This window comes from Campylobacter sp. CNRCH_2015_1657 (genome assembly GCF_025772685.1).
GTDB lineage: Bacteria > Campylobacterota > Campylobacteria > Campylobacterales > Campylobacteraceae > Campylobacter_D > Campylobacter_D lari_D.
This window is the reverse complement of sequence record NZ_JAKMSO010000001.1, coordinates 64,980-85,000: the sequence shown is the minus strand read 5'-3', so window position 1 is coordinate 85,000 and position 20,021 is coordinate 64,980. Positions and strand designations below refer to the sequence as shown.

The window sequence follows — 20,021 nt, the reverse complement described above, 5'->3', positions numbered from 1 at the left end:
AAAATGGGTAAATTTGTAAATAACATTGATGAGTTTTTTAGTTATTGTCAAGAACATGAAGTTTTATTTGTTGATTTTAGATTTACTGATATGATAGGCACTTGGCATCACATCACTTATAATATAAAAGCAATTGATGATAAAACCTTTGAAAACGGAATTCCTTTTGACGCAAGCTCTTTGCATGGTTGGCAGCCTATAGAAAAATCAGATATGATTTTAAAACCTGATGTGAAAAGTGCGTTTTTAGATCCTTTTACAGCTGATCCTACTATCATAGTAATTTGCGATGTATATGATATTTACAAAGATCAAATGTATGAAAAATGCCCAAGAAGTATTGCTAAAAAAGCAATGCAACACTTAAGCACAAGCAATATCGCTGACACTGCTTATTTTGGTCCTGAAAATGAATTTTTTATTTTTGATAATGTAAAAATAGTTGATTCTTCTCACTGTGCAAAATATGAAGTAGATACTGAAGAAGGTGAATGGAATGATAATAAAGATTTTACAGATAGTTACAATAGTGGACATCGCCCAAGAAATAAAGGTGGATATTTTCCTGTAAGTCCTATTGATTCTAGTGTGGATATTAGAGCTGAAATGGTACAAGTTTTAGAAAGAGTTGGTTTAAAAACTTTCGTACATCATCATGAAGTAGCACAAGGACAAGCTGAGATTGGTGTAGAATTTGGGAATTTAGTTGAAGCTGCTGATAATGTACAAATTTATAAATATGTAGTTAAAATGGTAGCACATTTAAATGGAAAAACAGCGACCTTTATGCCAAAACCACTCTATGGAGATAATGGAAGTGGTATGCATGTGCATATGAGCCTTTGGAAAGATGAAGTAAATTTATTTTATGATAAAGAAGGATATGGAAAATTAAGTGAATATGCGATTAATTACATCGGTGGAATTTTAGCTAATGCAAGAAGTGTTGCTGCATTTACCAATCCTAGTTCAAATTCTTATAAAAGAATAGTTCCAGGTTTTGAAGCACCTTGCATACTAACTTATTCTTGCCAAAATCGCTCTGCAAGTTGTCGCGTGCCTTATGGTATTAATGAAAAAAGCGCAAGAGTTGAAATAAGATTTCCTGATAGCACTTCCAATCCTTACCTAGCTTTTACAAGCTTGCTTATGGCAGGACTTGATGGTATTAAAAATAAAACCATACCGGTAGGTCCTATGGATGAAAATTTATTTGCACTAACCCTAGATGAAATTAGAGAAAAAGGTATAGAGCAATTACCTCACACTTTAAGAGGATCTTTGGAAGCACTCATTAGAAAAAATGCCTTCTTAAAGCCTGTTATGAGTGATGTATTTATTGATGATTATCAACATATGAAATTTGAAACCCAAGTATGGCCTGTAGAAGCTAGACCAACTGCATATGAGTTTAAAACTTGCTATTCATGCTAATCTTGATGCTTTTTAGCATCAAGATTAAAATACTATTGTTTTATTATCATATATAAAAATCCTATCATCAAACACTAAATCCAAAGCCTTAGAAAAAACATTTTTTTCTACATTACGCCCTGCTTGTTGCATAGCTTGCCAAGAATATTCATGAGTAACTGGTATAACATCTTGGGTAATAATTGGCCCCTCATCTAAGTTATTATTTACAAAATGTGCTGTTGCGCCTATAATCTTTACCCCTCTTTCATAAGCTTGCTTATAAGGATTAGCTCCTATAAATGCAGGTAAAAAAGAATGGTGGATATTAATAATCTTTCCCTCAAAATTCTCTACAAAAGATGGAGATAATATTCTCATATATTTTGCTAAAACAATATAATCAAACTCATATTGTTTTAAACACTCTAGTAGTTTTTTTTCATGCTCTTGTCTGCTTAAATCCTGTGCTAAAATAGTATGAAAAGGTATGTTAAATTTATCCACTAAAGGTTTTAATACATCATAATTTGCAATAACTGCCTTAATATTTGCATTAAATTCTCCACTAAATTGACGGATAAGTAACTCACCTAAACAATGAGTTTCTTTAGTAGCTAAAACAATAATATCTTTTTTTCTTTTTGAGGTAATTTCAATTTGTGCATTATCAGGAAGCATAGCTTCAAGCGTTCCTTTAAAAGCTTTTATATCAAGCTCACCTTCTAAATGCGCCCTAAAGAAAAAACGATTTTCTCCAACAAATTCATCATTTTTTATAATATTGATTCTATATTTAAAAATAACATCTGAAATTCTATAAATCAATCCTTTTTCATCGCTGCATGAAATTTTTAAAATATACTCATTCATTTTTACTCCTTTATATAGTTTTTTAATTCTTGTAATTTTCTTTTTTCAAGTTCAATTCCAAGTTCTTTCCCGCTAAATCCTTCCTTTAGTAAGTCATTGGCGCTAATTTTACTTTCAAAAGCATGATAGTATAAATTTATTTTTTTTGCTTGTGTTATACGCTCATTATTCCAAAGTCCAAGCCATTTGCAAAGTGGTATTTTTAAAGCAATTTTAGCTAAATTAAAATCATCAATTTTACCTAAAATAAATTCTTGTTCACATTTTTTTAAAAACTCTTTTTTTAATTTTGTTTTTTTAAAAAATTCCTCTTTATTTATATGAAAAAAATTCAAATACAAATACAAAAACAAAGCCTCATCACAAATTAACTTTTGGCTATACTCTAAAAGTCTCTCAAATTCTTTATTACAGCTTTGATAAAAAAAGATTTTTTCTTCTAAATTTAAAATTTTAAAATACTCATAAGCTTTATTCAGTCTTGAAGTTTTAAAAATTTTATAAAGTTCATTATTAATACGCTCTTTAGATAAATCGCTTATATCCATAGTTTGCATTAATTTTAAACTTTCTTTTGCAATTGTTAAATCAAACCTACATGCAAAAGAAATTCCACGAAGCACTCTTAAACTATCTTCAATAAAACTTTTATCATCAATATGTCTTATAATCTTTGCTTGCAAATCTTGCAAACCATTAAAAAAATCCAAAAATTCAAAATCAAAAATATTTACCATCAATGCATTAATGGTAAAATCTCTTCTTCTTGCTCCTTCTTGCTCATTATTACAAACTTTAACTTCAAAACCTCTATGGCCTGTAAAAATTTTATTTTCATAGCGTGCTAGAGCTAAATCAAATTTTTTATATTTATATACAAAAAAACTTTTTCCTACTCCATTTGCACCAAGTTTTTGCATAAGCTCATCAAAAAGCATAGGCTCAATATCATAAATTTCTATATCATAATCATCACTAGATAAATCTAAAAAAGAATTCCTTACACAACCACCTACTAAATAAACCCTTTGTGTGTAAGGCTTAAGTATATTTTTAATTCTTAAAAAATCTTGGTCATTTTTTAAGTCTATCTTCAATCTTTGCAAGTAAAAACTCTAAAAAAGTAATGGTCATATCTAGTCTTTTTTCCATATGCTCATCTTTGGTATTTTTTAATCCTTCAAATAAAACCAAAATACGCTCTCTAAGATTTTTCAAGAAAAATTCTTCATTATTTATAATGCTTTCTTCTTTTTCTTCTAAAGCTTCAACCTTAATAGCGACATTTTGTTTATCATCTTTTACTTTTACTTCTAAATCATCTAGTTCTTGGATTAGCTCTTGTGTAACCTTACTAATTTCTTCTTTGATTTTTTTCTCTTGAGCATTAACATTTTTTTCTTGAGTAATTTCTTCTACCATAGGGGCAAATTCATCGTTTTTATTTTTTTTATTATCTAATTGCGAATTAACTTCACTAATAGCCATTTTTGCTAAATCTTCTATATTCATAGTTTTATCAACCACCTTTTAAATTCATTAATTTCTTCTTCACTTTTCATATTGACAAAAAAATCAAGCATATCATAATTTAAATCTTCATGATTAGAACGCAAGCCACTCAAACGCCTTATAGCATCAATGGCATTTTTATTTTGCGGATCTTGTTTTAATATATTTTTATAAATCTCCAAAGCCTCATCTTTTAAGCCTTGTGCTTCATAAATAGAAGCCTCTGTTACTGTATATCGCATTATTAACTCACAAAAATAAAATCCTAAAATTCTAACAAAAAAGGCTTTAATTTATTTTTAATTTTCACTTAATCACAGGAGCCTTATATGCTAAAAATACAAAAATGTTAAGTATTATAGCTACCACAATAAGCATAATAAAGCCTGAAGTGAAATTTCTAAAATTATCATGAAGCATGCCTATAATCCAAGGTGATTGAGCAGCTATTAAATACCCTATACCTTGCGACATAGCAGAAAGTTTAGCCGCTATGATAGAATTTGAGCTTTTGATAGCAATAAATAATAACGAAATTGTAAAAACTCCACTAGAAGCAAAACCTAAAAAAATAGCCGCTAAAAACAAAATCGCTTTTACTTTAAAAAGAAAAATCATCATAAAACTTAAAAAATACAAAAACCCTAACATCACTATAGCAAAACTTTTAGCGCGAGATCTGAGCTTTCCTAAAATGATAGGTAGTAAAAATGCCACAGGCATTCCTATGATTTGAGATAATAATAAAACATTAGAACCAAAGTCAATTCCAAAGCCCTTTTCACTAATCATCACACTAAGCCATGCAAAAAGACTATAAGATAAAAAACTTTGTAATCCCATTACAATAGTAACTTTCCAGGCTGTTAAGTTTAAAAAGATATTCACTTTATTAATATTTTTCTTTTTAGGGCGTAATAATCTTTTATTTTTCAAATGCGGAAAATAAAAAATCAAAGCAATCAAAGCCAATATAGCCCAAAAAAACATAGCTTGAGGTACATCAAAAAATTTAAGCAAAGGAAGTGATAAGGCCACGCCAGCAATTGAAGATAAGCCTATAATTGATCCATACAAACCCATTATCTTATAAGTATTTTTAGAAAATTTTTCTTTTACAAAAGAAGGTAATAAAACATTAGCTATTGCAATGCCTGCTCCTATCAAAAAAACCCCAGAAAATAAACCTATAGTTCCTCCATAACTTCTAATAACTTCTCCAAAGACAATCAAAATTAAGGCAAAAAACAAAGCTTTAATTTGTGAAAAATACGCTACAAAAAACGATATAAGACCAAAAGCTATTAAAGGTAAGGTTGTTAGCATACCTGCTAAAGTAGAATTGATATTGTAATATTCTTGAATATGTTCTATCATAGGACCTATGGAAGTTATAGGTGCTCTTAAATTTAAAGCAAGAGTAATCACAACTAAAATATTAATCCAAAAGAATTTTTTATATGAAATTTGTGTGTACATGATTATTTTTGATTTAATATATTTTCAAGATATCTTTGTTTATCAGAATCGGTGTTTTTTTGCACTACTTGTTTTTTTTCTTTTACAACTTCATTCTCTTTGGAAAAATAAAAGTGATCAATGATAAAAATAGAAGAAATAATCACAATTAAAGGAATTAAAAAAATCATAATCAATACTTTCTAAAAACATTACCATAGTATTCTAAATTATCTTTTTTTAAATTTTCATCAAAAGTATTTGCCTCAAAATTTGCTTTTAAAATTTTTTCTCTTTCTTCATCCAAATCCTGATACGAAAATACCATATTAATACTTATCACCCCATCAAGCTGTTCTAATTGTTTATATGCTTTTAACTCATCATCTAAATTTTCACTTTCTATTACCACTATAATTTTTTCTTCTTGAGCTAATTCCACACTACAACATGGTGTTTGTTGAATTTGCTCTTTAAGTTTTTCTAATTTTTCCTCTTTGGTTAAAATCAATACACTAGAAAGATTCATCTATACTCCAAAATATAATTTTATCTTCATAACCAGCACTAATAAATTCATGCTCGTTTAAAAATATAAGATATTCTAGCAAAAAATCTTTATTTTGGAATTTTTTTATTGTTTTTAAATTTTTAGTATCTATAAGCTCTATAATATTTTTTTCATTATCTCCAAAAACCGCTATAGAACCACTTTTATTTAGACTACAAGCATATATTAAAAAGTCTCTTTCTATGCTTTTTTCTTGATCATTTCGCGCTATGCCTAATTTTCTATCAGTGCTACAACTTGTAATAATTGCATTTTTAAAATCAAGTTGATAAATATTATCTTTATGAAGATTTTTATAACTTTTTATTTTTTGCCACTTTTTCACATCAAAAAGTACTATTTCACCACTTTCAAAACCTGCTACTAATTGAGTTTTTGTCTCATTTAAAACCACATCACTTAAACTTGAGTTAGAGAAAGTAAAATTTTTTATAATATTTTTTGTTTTTAGATCAAAAAGCTCTATATTAGAACCTAGCAAGGCTAATAAAATAGTATCATCATCTAAAAACAAAGCTTTTTTTACTCCATCACTTAAAAGCTTATAGTTGTAAAGTTGTTTATTTTTATAAATACTAAGCCTTTTACTACCAAAATCACCTTCACTTAAAATCAAAATAGCCCCATTTAAGTAATCAATACTATAAATTCTAGGGCTAAGATTTTCTTCGTAAAAATTTTTAATCTTATCAAGTTGAGTGATTTTTTGCATTTTTTTGTCTTTAATAAAGTACTGATTTAATTCTCCATTATCAAGTCCTATAAGCAAACTACTATCAACAAGTTTTAAGGCATTTAAATTTGAATCAAGTTTAAGCTCATAACTAAATACATATACACTCATTAGTAAGATTAAAAATATTTTTTTCATAGTTTTATTTTACGCCTTCATTTAAAACATCTAAAAGATTAGATTTTTTCTTTAGTTCCTCATTTTTAAATTTAGCTTCAAAACTATTTCCTACTAAAGGTTTTGCATCGCTTTGTGGCACATGGCATTGTGTACAATTAAACCTTGCATCACTTATCATATCTTTAGTAGATTTGTTTTTTCTTAAGTCAAAATAATGGCTACTTGGAAGCGGAGTGGCTCCAACATCTTTAGCTATAGCTTTATCATGACAGCTTAAACAAATATTATTATCCTTAGTAATTGGAAGCATATCCTCTAAAGTATGTGGAATTAATGGCGGAGCATTTTCAAATGATCTCTCAATTAAAACAGATTCTCCAGCCATTGCTTGAGAATACTTTGCATCCAATAACTCTACATTTTCACTTTCCAAACTTGTTTTTCTTAAACCTATATCTTTTGAATCAACACTTTTAACAGCAAGTCCGCAAGCACTTATTAAAACAGCTGCTGCTAAGGATAAAAAGATTTTATTTTTCATTTTCTCTCCTTAAATTTATTATACTAAAACCTAAAGCATCATCACCGCAAACATCAATACATTTTCCACATCTTATACACTCACCTGATTTTACATCTTGATTTTCTTTACCTATCATCCAAAGCACTTGCTTTTCAGGGCATACTCCAAGGCATTTATAACACTTAGTACATTTTTGTAAGTTATATCTTACTTTTAGTAATGAAAAATGCGAACTTAAAGCCCAAAAAGCTCCTAAAGGACAAAAATGCGAGCAAGTAAATCTTGGACTAAAAAATGTATCTATACAAAAAACAATCAAAGCTACAAAAAGCCAAGAAATACCGCCGAAAATAATTCCTCTTTGGATTATTCCTATATAAGAAAATTCCTCAAAAACAGGAAAGGAAAAAAGAAAAGAAAAAATCAAAACAAAAGCCAAAACATAATAACGCAAATTTTTATTTACATTAAAAATCCTTGCTTGATTAAAACCTAATTTACTTCTAATAAAATAAGCAAAATCAGTAATGATATTTACAGGACAAACCCAAGCGCAAAACGCTCTTCCAGCAAAAATAGCATAAAATAAAAATACTATCAAAGCACCACTTAAAGCCATTAAATCTACTTGCAAACTTGCTAAAGCAAGTTGAATAAACGCAAAAGGATCACTTAGCGGCACCGAAGAAAATAAAACTGAAGAGCTTAAATTTCCTTTTAATATAAAATTAAATACACCAAAAGAAAAAAAAGTTAAGATAGACAATTGCACTATTCTTCTTAAAATAAGATATTTCATAACAATTCTCCATCATTAAGATAATCTTTAGCCTTGTTTTTATTGAAATTTTTATCTGTGTTTACATCTTGCAAGCGTTTTTCATCTTTTTCATCCCAACCTTTGATGTAATTATCCCCAGCTTTTCCCAAGACAAATTCTCTAGGTAAAACTCTAATAGCAGCTTTTTGCGTTATACAGGCTTTCTCACAAATCCCACATCCCACGCATACTTCATGATCTACTACAGGTAATAAAAATGCGTGCTTTGCAGTTCTTTCATTGCGTTTTATTTCAAGCTTTAATGCCTTATCTATCAATGGACAGGCTCTATAACAAGCATCACATTGAATTCCCCAATAAGCAACACAACTTGCACTATCAATTATAGCTATACCCATTTTTGTTTTATAAATTCCATCATTTTGCTCTAAATATTTATGATCTAGCGCATTTGTAGGGCAATCTCTTATACAAGGTATATCCTCGCACAATCTACAAGGATTTTCTCTTGCTATAAAAAAGGGTGTGCCATTTTTAGCACTATTTTCTAAATTTGCTAGTTTTAAAACATCATAAGGACAAGCTTTTACACAAAGTCCACATCGTATACATTTTGATAAAAATTCTTTTTCATCATCTGCCCCAGGAGGTCTTAAAAAATACTCCTGATTTGAGCTAAATGCTAAACTTGCTAAAAATGCACTTCCGCTTCCTATACATAAAAGCTTAAAAGTAAAGGCTAAAAATTCTCTTCTATTTTTCATTTTTATGCTTTAGTAATTTTTACGGCACATTTTTTGAAATCTGTTTGATTAGACAATGGACAAGTTGCATCTAATGTAACTTTGTTTATATATACATTTTCATCAAACCAAGGCACATACACAAGCCCTTTAGAAGTTTTATTTCTACCACGAAAATCTACTCTAGCTTTTACTTTACCACGGCGTGATTGTACCCATACGATATCACCTTGATTAATTTTCATTGCCTTAGCATCATCTTCATTCATATAACAAAGTGCTTCAGGTACTGCACGGAAAAGCTCAGGAACTCTCATAGTCATTGTTCCACTATGCCAATGTTCTAAAACCCTACCAGTACATAACCAAAATGGATACTCTTCACTCGGTCTTTCAGGAGCTTTCATAAATGGTCTAAAGAAAATTTTCACTTTGTTTTTCAAGCTATATTTTTCTTTAGTCTGCGGAGCCAGTAAATCTCCTTTTGGTAGTTCTTTAGCGAATTCACCATAAAATGCAAAATCTGAATTTGGAGCTGCTTTTTTAGCATAATAATCAAATTTAGTATTAAATCTCCATTGTGTTTCTTTACCATTTACCACAGGCCATCTTAAACCTCTTACTTTATGATAAGTATCAAAATCAGCTAAATCATGCCCATGACCTAAACCGAATTTGCGGTATTCTTCCCAAAGGTATTTTTGAACGAAAAAGCCATAGCCGGTAAATTCTTTACCATCACTACCTATAATTTTTCTTTCATCGCCATTAACATCACTATTATCAAATCCTTTTGCAATAGAATCGTTTGCTTTGAAAGATTTTGCTTCTTTGTTTGCAAATAATACATCATATAAAGTATCATCTTCACTATAACCCATAGCTTTAGCTTCTTCTAAAACACTTGGCAGAGTAAGTTTATCATTTACCTTAGTTTCACCCCAAACTTCTTTTAATTTAAAGCGTTTTGCAAATTCCATAATTTGCCAAGTATCACTCATAGCCTCACCTACAGGCAGCACTTGCTGTTTCCAGTGTTGAGTTCTTCTTTCAGCATTACCATAAGCACCCCATTTTTCATAAATCATAGCACTTGGTAAAATTAAATCTGCCACCTTAGCACTAATTCCTGGGTAGCAATCACTCACAACGATAAAATTATCCATTTCTCTAGCTGCTGCTATCCAGTGATTTGCATTAGCAGTGTTTTGCCAAGGATTATTTACTTGCACCCAAGCAAATTTGATATTTCCATCTTCTAAATCTCTCATGATTTTTAAGTATGGAGCACCTGGTTTAGGATTGATTGTTTTTGCCGGAACTTTCCAAATTTTTTCGCTAATTTCTCTGTGTTTAGGATTTGCAACGACCATATCAGCAGGTAAACGATGCGAAAAAGTCCCTACTTCTCTTGCAGTTCCACAAGCACTTGGTTGCCCTGTCAATGAAAACGCACCGCTACCTGGCTTAGCTTGTTTACCAAGTAAAAAATGCACCATATAAGCTTGTTCATTCACCCAAGTACCTCTTGTGTGTTGATTAAAGCCCATAGTCCAAAAACTTACAACTTTTCTATTTTTTTCTATATATAAATTTGCTAATTCTTGAAGTTTTTTCTTAAATTCTTCAATGCTTTCATCTTCATTACCTTTAGCAACTTTAGCAACATAATCAAGCGTATAAGGCTCTAATGCTTTTTTGAAATCTTCAAATGAAATTTCCCAATGTGCATCAGGAGCACTTTGGTGTTTCATTTCAAATTTATCACCTGCTTTTACTCCTAAATAAGCCAAAGATACCGCTTCTTCTTCATCTACAATAATAGCATTTTGTTTTGCTACTGTATCTTTCTCACTTGCTTTAAATTTAGGATGGTTTGGATTATTTCTCATTCCATAACCAATATCAGCATAGCCTGTTGTAAAGATACAATGTTTTTCAATAAATTCTTTATCCATAGCTTCAGGATGATTATAAACAATCTCTCTAGCGATATAATTCCAAATAGCTAAATCAGTATTTGGCTTGAAGATGATTTCAGTATCTGCTATATGAGAAGTTCTATTAGAAAAAGTAGATAAATTTACAATTTTGACTTTATCTAAATTACTTAATTTTCTATCACTTACCCTTGACCATAAAATCGGATGCATTTCTGCCATATTTGCACCCCAAGTAATAATAGTATCAGTAAGCTCTATATCATCATAACAGCCAGAAGGCTCATCAACTCCAAAAGTTTGCATAAAACCAACAACCGCACTAGCCATACAATGGCGTGCATTTGGGTCTATATTGTTTGATCTAAAACCAGCTTTTACTAATTTTGCAGCAGCATATCCTTCTTGTATAGTATATTGACCGCTTGCAAAAATTCCAATTCCTTCAACACCTTTTTCTTTGTAAGCTTTTTTAAATTGTTTTTCCATTTCATCAAAGGCTCTTTGCCAAGAAACTTGTTGAAATTTTCCATTTTTATCAAACTCACCTTTTGCATTTACGCGAAGTAAAGGTGTTACTAAGCGATCTTCTCCATACATAATTTTTGCATTAAAATAACCTTTAATACAATTTAATCCACGATTTACAGGAGCTGCTGGATCTCCTTTTACAGCAACAATTTTACCATCTAAACTTGCAACTAAAATTCCACAGCCTGTACCACAAAATCTACAAACAGCCTTATCCCAACGCCATTTATTCTCAGTATTAGCAAGTACACTACTTGGAACACTAAGACCTGCAACACCACAAGCACTAGCAATAGCGGTGTTTTTAATGAAGTCTCTTCTGTTCATTATATCCCTCGTTATTGTTTATTCAATGTATTTTAATACATCTAAAAAATATTACTACATTAATGATAAAATTTAAATTATAAAAAAGAATATTTTATAAGTATTTATAAATAGGAGTTTTTTAGTATATTTTTAAATATTTTTACATATTATAAACGCTAGTTAATTCTAGCGTTTTAATTGATTTACAATTCCAAGCATATCATCACTTGTAGTGATTGCTTTTGAGCCTGCTTCGTAAGCTCTTTGTCCTGTAATAAGATCAGTCATTTCCTCTACAAGTTGAACATTACTAAGCTCCACAAAGCCGTGTTTGATGACAGAAAAACCGTTCTCGCCCGCTATACCTGCAATAGGCGCCCCACTTGCATCAGTTTCTACTAAAAGGTTATCCCCTAAAGCATGTAAACCTGCAGGATTGATAAAATTTACAAGTTCAATTTGTCCTATTTGAGTTTCAGCTGTATTTCCTGGCTGCATTACTGAAACTGTTCCATCACTTGCCACATTTATAGCAATAGCATCTTCAGGTATAGTCATTTCCGGTAAAAGTCTATAACCATCTGAATTTACTATGTTTCCTTCAGCATCTTTAGTAAATTGACCATTTCTAGTATAAGCTATAGTTCCATCAGGCATTTGAATTTGAAAAAAGCCATTATTACCAGCAATTGCCATATCAAGACCTGAAGTTGATGTTTGTTTTAAACTACCTTCACTAAAAATTTTACTTACAGCTGTTACTCTTGCTCCAAGCCCTACTTCAATGCCACTTGGATGTTTTGTGGTACTTGAGGTTGAAGTTCCTGCGTATTTCATCGTTTGATACATCAAATCTGCAAATTCTGCACGCGATTTTTTATAACCTACTGTATTAACATTTGAAATATTATTTGAAGTCACATCAATTTGTGTTTGTTGCGATACCATCCCTGATGCTGCTGTGTATAATGATCTTAACATTTTATCTATCCTTAGTTTATTTAGTACTTGCTAATTTATTAATAGCTTCTTGATTTAAATCATCCATATGAGATGTCATCACTTTTTGATACATCTCAACCATTCTATTTGCCTCAATTAACCCTACCATTTCTGTAACTGGATTAACATTTGATCCTTGAGTAAAACCTTGCTTAATGGCATTTGAATTTGGTAAATCTCTAATCTTGTTTAAATTGTCAATTTTATACATATTATCGCCATCTTTTTGTAAATCTCTTAAATCATCAACTTGTGCTACAAATAATCTTGCAATATTTTGATTAGCTGCACTAATGATTCCATTTTTATCCACATTAATAAAAGAAGTAGAATCTCCTATGCGTATGCCATCATTTTCGGGATTATTAAAATAATCACTGCTTAAAACTCTATATCCTTGACGGTTTACCAAATAACCCTCATCATCAAGTTGGAAATTTCCATCTTGACTTAATCTTATTTCACCATTATTTGTTTTAATCAAGTAAAAAGTATCTTCGCGAGTAAGAGCTAAATCCAAAGGATTATGCGTCATTTTCATAGAACCTACACTAAAATTTGTATAGACATGATTAACCTGCGGAACTCTATCTATAGTTGTATTAACAAATCTTGCAGCATCTCTTGTGTGATTTTGTATAGGTAACTCATCTTGAGTTTCTTTAAAAATCCTTTTAAAATCTGCAATAACAACATTATCTCTTTTATAGCCACTTGTATTTACATTTGCTAGATTGTTAGTTACAACATCTAAGCGATTAAATTGCGTAACCATAGCACCGGTGGCTTGATAATACCCATTTTGCATTATTTTTCCTAACTAAAATCTTAATTTTTCACTAACAAAGCAAAAGTCGTTCCAAAATATTTTTATTTGTTTTTAATTAATTTTTAGGCATAATATTTAGTTTTACACTCATTACTTAAATACAAGGGGTATCCATGGCTAATGAAACTAATGTTTTAGAAGAACTTTTCAAAGAAAATTCTAAAGATTATATCACATATGAAAAACTTGTCAAGTATTTTGCAAAGCTTCCAAACGCAACAAGTGCAAAAAAAATCCGTGATCTAATGGATAAATATAAAGTAGAATTAATCTCTTCAGCTGAAATTGCCAAAAAAAGAAATTTAGAAGAAGCAAAAAAGCTACAAGAGGAAAAACAAAAATTACAAGATACAAGTTTGGAAAATGAATTTGATTTAGCCAATGAAAATGATTTACTTGAGTGGAGCAGATCAGACTCTCCTGTAAGAATGTATTTAAGAGAAATGGGACAAATTGCTCTTTTAAACAAAGATGAAGAAATTGAAATTTCTAAAAAGATTGAGCTAGGCGAAGACATTATCATCGATGCTTTTTGTTCTGTGCCTTATTTGATTGATTTTATACTTGATTATAAAGAACCTTTAATTAATAGAGAAAGAAGAGTGAAAGAGCTTTTTAAAAGCTTTGAGGATGATGATAAAAGCGATGATGATAAAAGCGATGAAGAAATAGACTCTGAAGAAGAAAACGAAAATGAGGAAAATGAAAATTCTAATGAAAAAAAACCTAAAAAAACAAATAAAAAAGAAGATGAAAGAACTTTAAAAGTCATAGAAAGCTTTAAAGCATTAGAAAAAGCAAAAAAAGAATGGTTAAAAACTATATCTACTATTAATGCAGAAAAAAATGATGATGAACTATTAGATAAACTCATAATTGCTTTTAAGAAAAATATACTAAAAGAAAAACTAATGGATCTAGGTCCAACATCAAAACTTATTTCTGAAATAGTAAAATCTATGGAAACAGCATTAAAAAGTGATGAGGAATTTGACAAAGAATTAAAACGCTTAGAATATCGCTTACCGATGTTTTCAGAAGAATTAAAACAAAGACACCAAGATATCTTAAAAGATATTACCAAACTTAGCAAAGAAGAAATTGCTGAACGCGCACTAGAAACTACCATGGTAAGCACTTATATGGAGATTAAAAAACTTATTCAAACTAAAGAAGCTAGTCAAAATTCTTTTGATTTAGAAAAAGATCAACTAAAAGAAATTCTAGAGCAAATCAAACGCGGTAAAAAAATCTCAGATGAAGCTAAAACCAGAATGGCAAAATCAAATTTACGCTTAGTTGTAAGCATTGCCAAAAGATATACTAACCGCGGATTACCATTTTTAGATTTAATCCAAGAAGGCAACATAGGCTTAATGAAAGCGGTAGATAAATTTGAATACAAACGCGGTTATAAGTTTTCAACCTATGCAACTTGGTGGATTAGACAAGCTATTTCAAGAGCAATTGCCGATCAAGCAAGAACTATAAGAATTCCTATTCATATGATAGAAACTATCAATCAAATCAATAAAATCATTCGCGAATATTTGCAAAAAGAAGGTAAAGAACCGGATGTAAGTATTATTGCAAAAGAAGTAGGACTTAGTATAGATAAAGTAAAACAAGTTATTAAAATTACTAAAGAACCAATTTCTCTAGAAGCACCTATTAGCAACGAGGATGATGGTAAATTTGGAGATTTTGTAGAAGATAGAACCTCAATTTCACCTATGGATCACATCTTAAAAGATGATTTAAAAGAACAAATTGATGAAGTTTTAGATCAGCTTAATGATAGAGAAAAGGCTGTTATTAGAATGCGTTTTGGCTTAATGGATGATGAAAGTGATAGAACTTTAGAAGAAATCGGTAAAGAATTAAATGTCACAAGAGAAAGAGTAAGACAAATAGAAAGCTCAGCTATAAAAAAACTTAAACACCCAAAAGTTGGTAGAAAACTTAAAAACTACATAGAAGGTTGGAAATAATCCTTGCTAAAAAAGCAAGGATTAGCTATCCCTAAAAAGCTTCGTTGCTAAGTGCGTCGCCCTGCTGTGATCAGTATCTTTTTTCAAGGTATTAAAAATTCTACTAATATACTCTTCTAAAGTTTGTTGAGAATTGTTGATTTTTTCTGTCTCATTTAAAATAACCTTACGATATCTTCCCTCGCTGTCTAACTCATAAGCTAAATCATTGTCGCTTAATTGTAGTTTTAAAATTTGAGCCAATTTTGCACGAGAATGCTCATCAAAAATAGGAGTCATTAATTCTAGTCTTCTTTCTAAATTCCTTGGCATCCAATCAGCGCTTGAAATAAAATAATTTGGTGTTGTATGTTTAAAATATAAAATTCTAGCATGCTCTAAATATTTTCCCACTATACTTCTAACTCTTATATTTTCACTATATCCTTTTACTCCAGGTCTTAAACAACAAATTCCACGCACAATAAGATCTATTTTAACACCTTTATTTGAAGCTTCATACAAAGCTTTAATCACATCACCATCTACCAAAGCATTCATTTTGGCTATGATTACTCCATCTTTTCCATAGCTTGCTTCAGTGGCTATCATATCTAAAATTCTTTCTTTGATTTGCTTTGGACTCATTGATAAAGTCTTTAAACGACGACTTTTACTATATCCTGAAAGTATGTGAAAAAAAGTTGTAGTATCTTGAGAATATTCTTCTTTTGAAGTAAAATAACTCACATCAGTATAAATTTTAGCTGAACTTGCATTGTAATTACCCGTACTTAAATGATTATAAATTTTTAATTTATCCCCTTCTTTTCTAATCACTTGAGCTACTTTTGCATGCACTTTAAAACCAGTGATTCCATATACCACATGAGCCCCTGCATTTTCTAATGATTTTGCCCAATGCAAGTTATTTTCCTCATCAAAACGCGCTTTTAATTCTACCATTACAGTAACTTGTTTGCCATCGCTTGCTGCATCAATTAAAGCTTGAACTATGTTTGAATTTTTTTCTACTCTATAAAGAGTCATTCTTATAGAAACAACCTTAGGATCTTTACTTGCCTCTTTGATAAATTGATATACAGGCTCAAAACTCTCATAAGGCTGTATAGCCAAAATATCTTGTTTATCTATTGCACTAAATATAGATACATTATCCCCAAAAGGTGGTAAAATTTTTGGTGTATACATAGGATTTAGCAAATGTGTAAATTCTTTGTTGGAAATGATTTGCCATAATGAAGCTAAATTTAAAAGTATATTATACTCATAAATATCTTTATGAAAAATATTCATATGAGAACTTAAAAATTCAATCAACTGCTCATCTGCGCCTTTTTCTATTTGCAAGCGTATAAAAGCACCTTTTCTACGAAGTTTTAAACCCTGCTCTAAAATCAACATAAAATCATCAGCTTCTTCTTCTTCTATTTCCATATCTGCATTTCTAGTTACTCTAAAAGCAGCAGAAGATAAGAGCTTGTAGCCAGGAAAAATATGCTCAGTATGATAGCGTACTATACTTTCTATAGGCACATAAATATTAGAACTTACTTGATAAAATCTTGGTAAAACCCTAGGTATGCGTATCATGCCAAATTTTAAAAGTTCAGGGTGCATAGGATCACAAAGTTTTACCGCTAAAGAAAATGAAAGGTTATTTAAATGCGGAAAAGGATGAGTTGCATCAACTGCAATAGGCACTATCACAGGAAAAATATTAGAAAAAAAATGCTCATTACATTGCTGTTTTAAATCCTCATCAAGTTCTTCGTATGAGCGAATAAATAAATTTTCTTTTTCTAAATCTTGGGTAATTTTAGTAAAATACTGCTCTACTACATATTTTTCTTCATGTAGATAATTTCTAATAGCTTTAAGTTGCGCAAGAGGAGTCATTTCATCATTGCTTGTTGTGCTTATTCCTGCCACAAAAAGTTGTTTTAATCCAGCCACTCTTATCATATAAAACTCATCTAAATTTGTACAGTATATAGCAATAAATTTAAGTTTTTCAAGTAAAGGAAGATCTTTAGAGCATTGATCTAAAACACGAGAATTAAACGCAAGCCAAGAAAGTTCTCTGTTAATATACATTGATGGTTGAATTTGCATGATATACCTACCTTTATTTCTAGATATTTATATTTTAGTATTTCTTTCATTAAAATTTATTTTATTTGTATAATAGTAAATATAATTATATAAAAAAATAATACTTTTTTTATCTTATTAAAAAAATAATAAATGATTAATAAATATATATTTACTTTTTTGCCTTTATGGTGTTATATAATTATACACAAGTTCTTGTAACTTAAACTTCATTCAAAGGAGAGACTTTGAAAAAAGCAAACTCAAAACTTTTTGCTGTTTTCCTCTTCTTACTTGTAATTTTAGCAGGAGTTGGAATGTATACTTTCCATAATGCTAAGGGCACTTCTTATTTTAGCGATGCTAGTGAAAGCTGTAATAATTGCCATATTATGAACGAGGTTTATAATGATTATTTAAAAGCTTCGCACTCTAAAGAAGTTGATGGTAAACCAAGAGCAACCTGCAATGATTGCCATTTGCCGCATAGCTTTTTTGAAAAATGGATTGCTAAAGCTCAAAGTGGCTTAGGACATGCTTATGCATTTACTTTCAAACTAGATTCTTTACCTACACATTTGAGTGCAAATGCAAAAAGTAAAGAAATAGTCCAAAATAACTGTATAGAATGTCACAAAGAAATTGCGAGTAACACTATCAACCCTACCCTAGATCCACATAAAGATAATGCTTTAAGTTGTGTATCTTGCCACCAAGGTGTTGGTCATAAGAGAGGATTTTAAATGAAAGGAGTATTTAATGAATAACAAAGGCATTTTATATAGTGCTATAAGTGCTACTATAGTAGCTATTGCAGGTGTATTATGGCTTAATCAGGACATTACAGCTAAAACAAATGATTCAGTAGGTGGGATCATTTCACAAGAAATTGTAAAACTTGGTGATGAAAATCCTACTTTTGATTACTGGGGAAAGAACTTTCCTGATTATTTAGACATGCACACAGCAGTAGAAAAACAAACACCTAATGCAACAGAATTTGGTGGAAATTTAGCTTATTCAAAGCTTATTCGCTATCCACAACTAACTGTTCTTTGGGCAGGTTATCCATTTAGCATTGATGCAAATGAAGAAAGAGGACACTTTTGGGTTCAAGTAGATCAAATGGATACAGCTAGAAATAATAAAGATTTCTTAAATGCACATGGTTTTACAGGATTTGGCGGTCAACCAACAGCTTGTATGAACTGCCATAGCGGATGGACTCCATGGCTTTTAAACAACACTGCAAAAGGCGATTGGGTAGCATTTAACTCTGCAAAATATTGGACTATGGTTAAAACTATCCCAGCTGTAAATGGAGCTAAAGAAAACTCACCTGAACACAGCGGACCCCATGGTGGAAAAAGAATGGGTGTAACATGCGCAGATTGCCATAACCCAACAGATATGAGTTTAAGACTTACAAGACCAGCTTTAATTAAAGCATTAATTTCAAGAGGTTATGAAGCAGACGAAAAACAAGGCATTAAAGCTTCAAGAAGCGAAATGAGAACTTTAGTATGCTCTCAATGTCATGTTGAATACTACTTCAAACCAACAGGCACTAAAGTGAAAACTATAGGCGAAAGTATTGCTAATGATAGTTCTAAAAAATGGTGGAATGGCACTCAAAAAACTTATGATGAGTTTGATTCTTGGAGAGATGGTAACAAGCCAGTTGAAATCGAAGTTGATGGTATAGAGCTAGCATTTCCATGGAGTGAGTGGAAAAAAGGCGAGCCATTTAGAATAGAAATGATTGATGATTATTATGAAAAAAATAGAGAAAATTTTCCAAGTGATTGGGTTCATAAAATCACAAAAGCACCAATGATTAAAATTCAACACCCAGAAAGCGAACTTTATAGTGGTGGAGTACATGCTGCAAATGGTGTAAGTTGTGCAGATTGTCATATGCCTTATATTAGAAAAGGTGCAAAAAAAGTTACTAACCACAATATTACTTCACCTTTAGTTGATATTAACTCAGCTTGTAAAACTTGTCACACTCAAAGCGAAAGCTATCTAGCTAAACAAGTAAAAGATATTCAAAATTCAGTAGCCCATGATTTAAGAACAGCTGAATATTCTTTAGTAAGCTTGATTAAAGATATAGAAACTATTCGTGCAGAACTTGGAAAAATGCCTAAATTTCAAACTGATGGCAAAGCAGATGATGCTAAAATTTCGACTGAATTAAAAGAAGTATTAGAACTACATAGAAAATCTCAAATTAGAGCAGACTTTGTAGGTGCTGAAAACTCAACAGGTTTCCACAATCCTAGAGAAGCTTCAAGAATGCTTTTACAATCAGTTGATATGTCAAGACAAGGACAAACTAAGCTAGCAGAAATTGCAGCCAAAAATGGCATTAAAGATTTCAAAACTTCAAATTTAGGTTTTGAAGATATTCAAAAATTAAATCCAGGTGAAATTCACTATAAAGTAGATCTAAATGGTAATAAAGCAGGTGATCGCTACTATAAACACCAAGAAGTAAATGGTAATCCACCAGCAAAACTTCTTGAAGATGATAAAAATCTAAAACCTTATAATTATAAAGTAATAGATTAATCAAAATAAACCCTCGCAATC

The 20,021-nt window shown here is 30.5% G+C and carries 19 protein-coding genes; 4 read left to right on the top strand and 15 right to left on the bottom strand.

Annotated features, from left to right (window positions below; genetic code table 11):
- The first annotated feature begins 3 nt into the window (after nt 1-3).
- Nucleotides 4-1,434: a type I glutamate--ammonia ligase gene (gene glnA, locus L8X27_RS00430; protein ID WP_263671280.1), complete on the top strand. Its 1,431-nt coding sequence runs from the start codon at nt 4-6 to the stop codon at nt 1,432-1,434.
- Between the two features lie 24 nt (nt 1,435-1,458).
- Here the strand turns inward: glnA and purU are convergent, their stop codons facing one another.
- The 14 genes from purU to L8X27_RS00360 form a co-directional block, all read right to left on the bottom strand.
- Complete coding sequence (purU, locus tag L8X27_RS00425) at nt 1,459-2,286, bottom strand: formyltetrahydrofolate deformylase (RefSeq protein ID WP_133318739.1); 828 nt, start codon at nt 2,284-2,286, stop codon at nt 1,459-1,461.
- Nucleotides 2,287-2,288: 2 nt separating this feature from the next.
- Nucleotides 2,289-3,392, bottom strand: coding sequence for a CCA tRNA nucleotidyltransferase (locus L8X27_RS00420; protein ID WP_263671279.1), 1,104 nt, complete (start codon nt 3,390-3,392; stop codon nt 2,289-2,291).
- On the bottom strand, nt 3,361-3,798 hold the full coding sequence (ciaD, locus tag L8X27_RS00415) for an effector protein CiaD (protein WP_263659054.1): 438 nt from the start codon (nt 3,796-3,798) through the stop codon (nt 3,361-3,363). Before ciaD ends, L8X27_RS00420 begins: the two co-directional genes overlap by 32 nt.
- On the bottom strand, nt 3,795-4,043 hold the full coding sequence (locus tag L8X27_RS00410; protein WP_087691144.1) for a hypothetical protein: 249 nt from the start codon (nt 4,041-4,043) through the stop codon (nt 3,795-3,797). The genes ciaD and L8X27_RS00410 overlap by 4 nt, the downstream gene beginning before the upstream one ends.
- 61 nt (nt 4,044-4,104) lie before the next feature.
- Nucleotides 4,105-5,277, bottom strand: coding sequence for an MFS transporter (locus tag L8X27_RS00405; protein WP_263659053.1), 1,173 nt, complete (start codon nt 5,275-5,277; stop codon nt 4,105-4,107).
- 2 nt (nt 5,278-5,279) lie between these two features.
- Nucleotides 5,280-5,447, bottom strand: coding sequence for a hypothetical protein (locus tag L8X27_RS00400; RefSeq protein ID WP_087699327.1), 168 nt, complete (start codon nt 5,445-5,447; stop codon nt 5,280-5,282).
- Between the two features lie 2 nt (nt 5,448-5,449).
- The gene (locus L8X27_RS00395) at nt 5,450-5,785 is read right to left on the bottom strand and encodes a chaperone NapD (protein WP_133318735.1); all 336 of its coding nucleotides are present in this window, start codon (nt 5,783-5,785) and stop codon (nt 5,450-5,452) included.
- Nucleotides 5,772-6,698, bottom strand: a complete 927-nt coding sequence (locus L8X27_RS00390) for a WD40 repeat domain-containing protein (protein WP_220566846.1) — start codon at nt 6,696-6,698, stop codon at nt 5,772-5,774. Before L8X27_RS00390 ends, L8X27_RS00395 begins: the two co-directional genes overlap by 14 nt.
- Before the next feature lie 4 nt (nt 6,699-6,702).
- A complete protein-coding gene (locus L8X27_RS00385) occupies nt 6,703-7,221 on the bottom strand; it encodes a nitrate reductase cytochrome c-type subunit (RefSeq protein ID WP_133318733.1) in 519 nt (172 codons plus the stop codon).
- Entirely contained in the window at nt 7,211-8,002 is a 792-nt protein-coding gene (gene napH / locus L8X27_RS00380; RefSeq protein WP_263666148.1) for a quinol dehydrogenase ferredoxin subunit NapH, read from the bottom strand. Before napH ends, L8X27_RS00385 begins: the two co-directional genes overlap by 11 nt.
- A complete protein-coding gene (napG, locus tag L8X27_RS00375) occupies nt 7,999-8,748 on the bottom strand; it encodes a ferredoxin-type protein NapG (protein ID WP_133318731.1) in 750 nt (249 codons plus the stop codon). The genes napH and napG overlap by 4 nt, the downstream gene beginning before the upstream one ends.
- 2 nt (nt 8,749-8,750) lie before the next feature.
- Nucleotides 8,751-11,525, bottom strand: coding sequence for a periplasmic nitrate reductase subunit alpha (gene napA, locus L8X27_RS00370; RefSeq protein ID WP_263680945.1), 2,775 nt, complete (start codon nt 11,523-11,525; stop codon nt 8,751-8,753).
- A 168-nt stretch (nt 11,526-11,693) separates the two neighbouring features.
- Nucleotides 11,694-12,488 carry a flagellar basal-body rod protein FlgG gene (gene flgG, locus L8X27_RS00365; RefSeq protein ID WP_133318729.1) on the bottom strand — a complete coding sequence of 265 codons (795 nt, stop codon included), beginning with the start codon at nt 12,486-12,488 and terminating at the stop codon, nt 11,694-11,696.
- Between the two features lie 16 nt (nt 12,489-12,504).
- Entirely contained in the window at nt 12,505-13,317 is an 813-nt protein-coding gene (locus L8X27_RS00360) for a flagellar hook-basal body protein (protein WP_133318728.1), read from the bottom strand.
- A 134-nt stretch (nt 13,318-13,451) separates the two neighbouring features.
- Here L8X27_RS00360 and rpoD point away from each other — a divergent pair, with 134 nt between their 5' ends.
- On the top strand, nt 13,452-15,329 hold the full coding sequence (rpoD, locus tag L8X27_RS00355; protein ID WP_133318727.1) for an RNA polymerase sigma factor RpoD: 1,878 nt from the start codon (nt 13,452-13,454) through the stop codon (nt 15,327-15,329).
- Nucleotides 15,330-15,350: 21 nt separating this feature from the next.
- Here the strand turns inward: rpoD and L8X27_RS00350 are convergent, their stop codons facing one another.
- Complete coding sequence (locus L8X27_RS00350) at nt 15,351-17,444, bottom strand: RNA degradosome polyphosphate kinase (protein WP_263669832.1); 2,094 nt, start codon at nt 17,442-17,444, stop codon at nt 15,351-15,353.
- A 227-nt stretch (nt 17,445-17,671) separates the two neighbouring features.
- Between L8X27_RS00350 and nrfH the strand changes: the two genes are divergently transcribed.
- Together nrfH and L8X27_RS00340 are read left to right on the top strand one after the other, a co-directional pair.
- Nucleotides 17,672-18,166 carry a cytochrome c nitrite reductase small subunit gene (gene nrfH / locus L8X27_RS00345; RefSeq protein ID WP_039618639.1) on the top strand — a complete coding sequence of 165 codons (495 nt, stop codon included), beginning with the start codon at nt 17,672-17,674 and terminating at the stop codon, nt 18,164-18,166.
- Between the two features lie 16 nt (nt 18,167-18,182).
- Nucleotides 18,183-20,000: an ammonia-forming cytochrome c nitrite reductase subunit c552 gene (locus L8X27_RS00340; RefSeq protein ID WP_263660119.1), complete on the top strand. Its 1,818-nt coding sequence runs from the start codon at nt 18,183-18,185 to the stop codon at nt 19,998-20,000.
- Nucleotides 20,001-20,021: the final 21 nt, after the last annotated feature.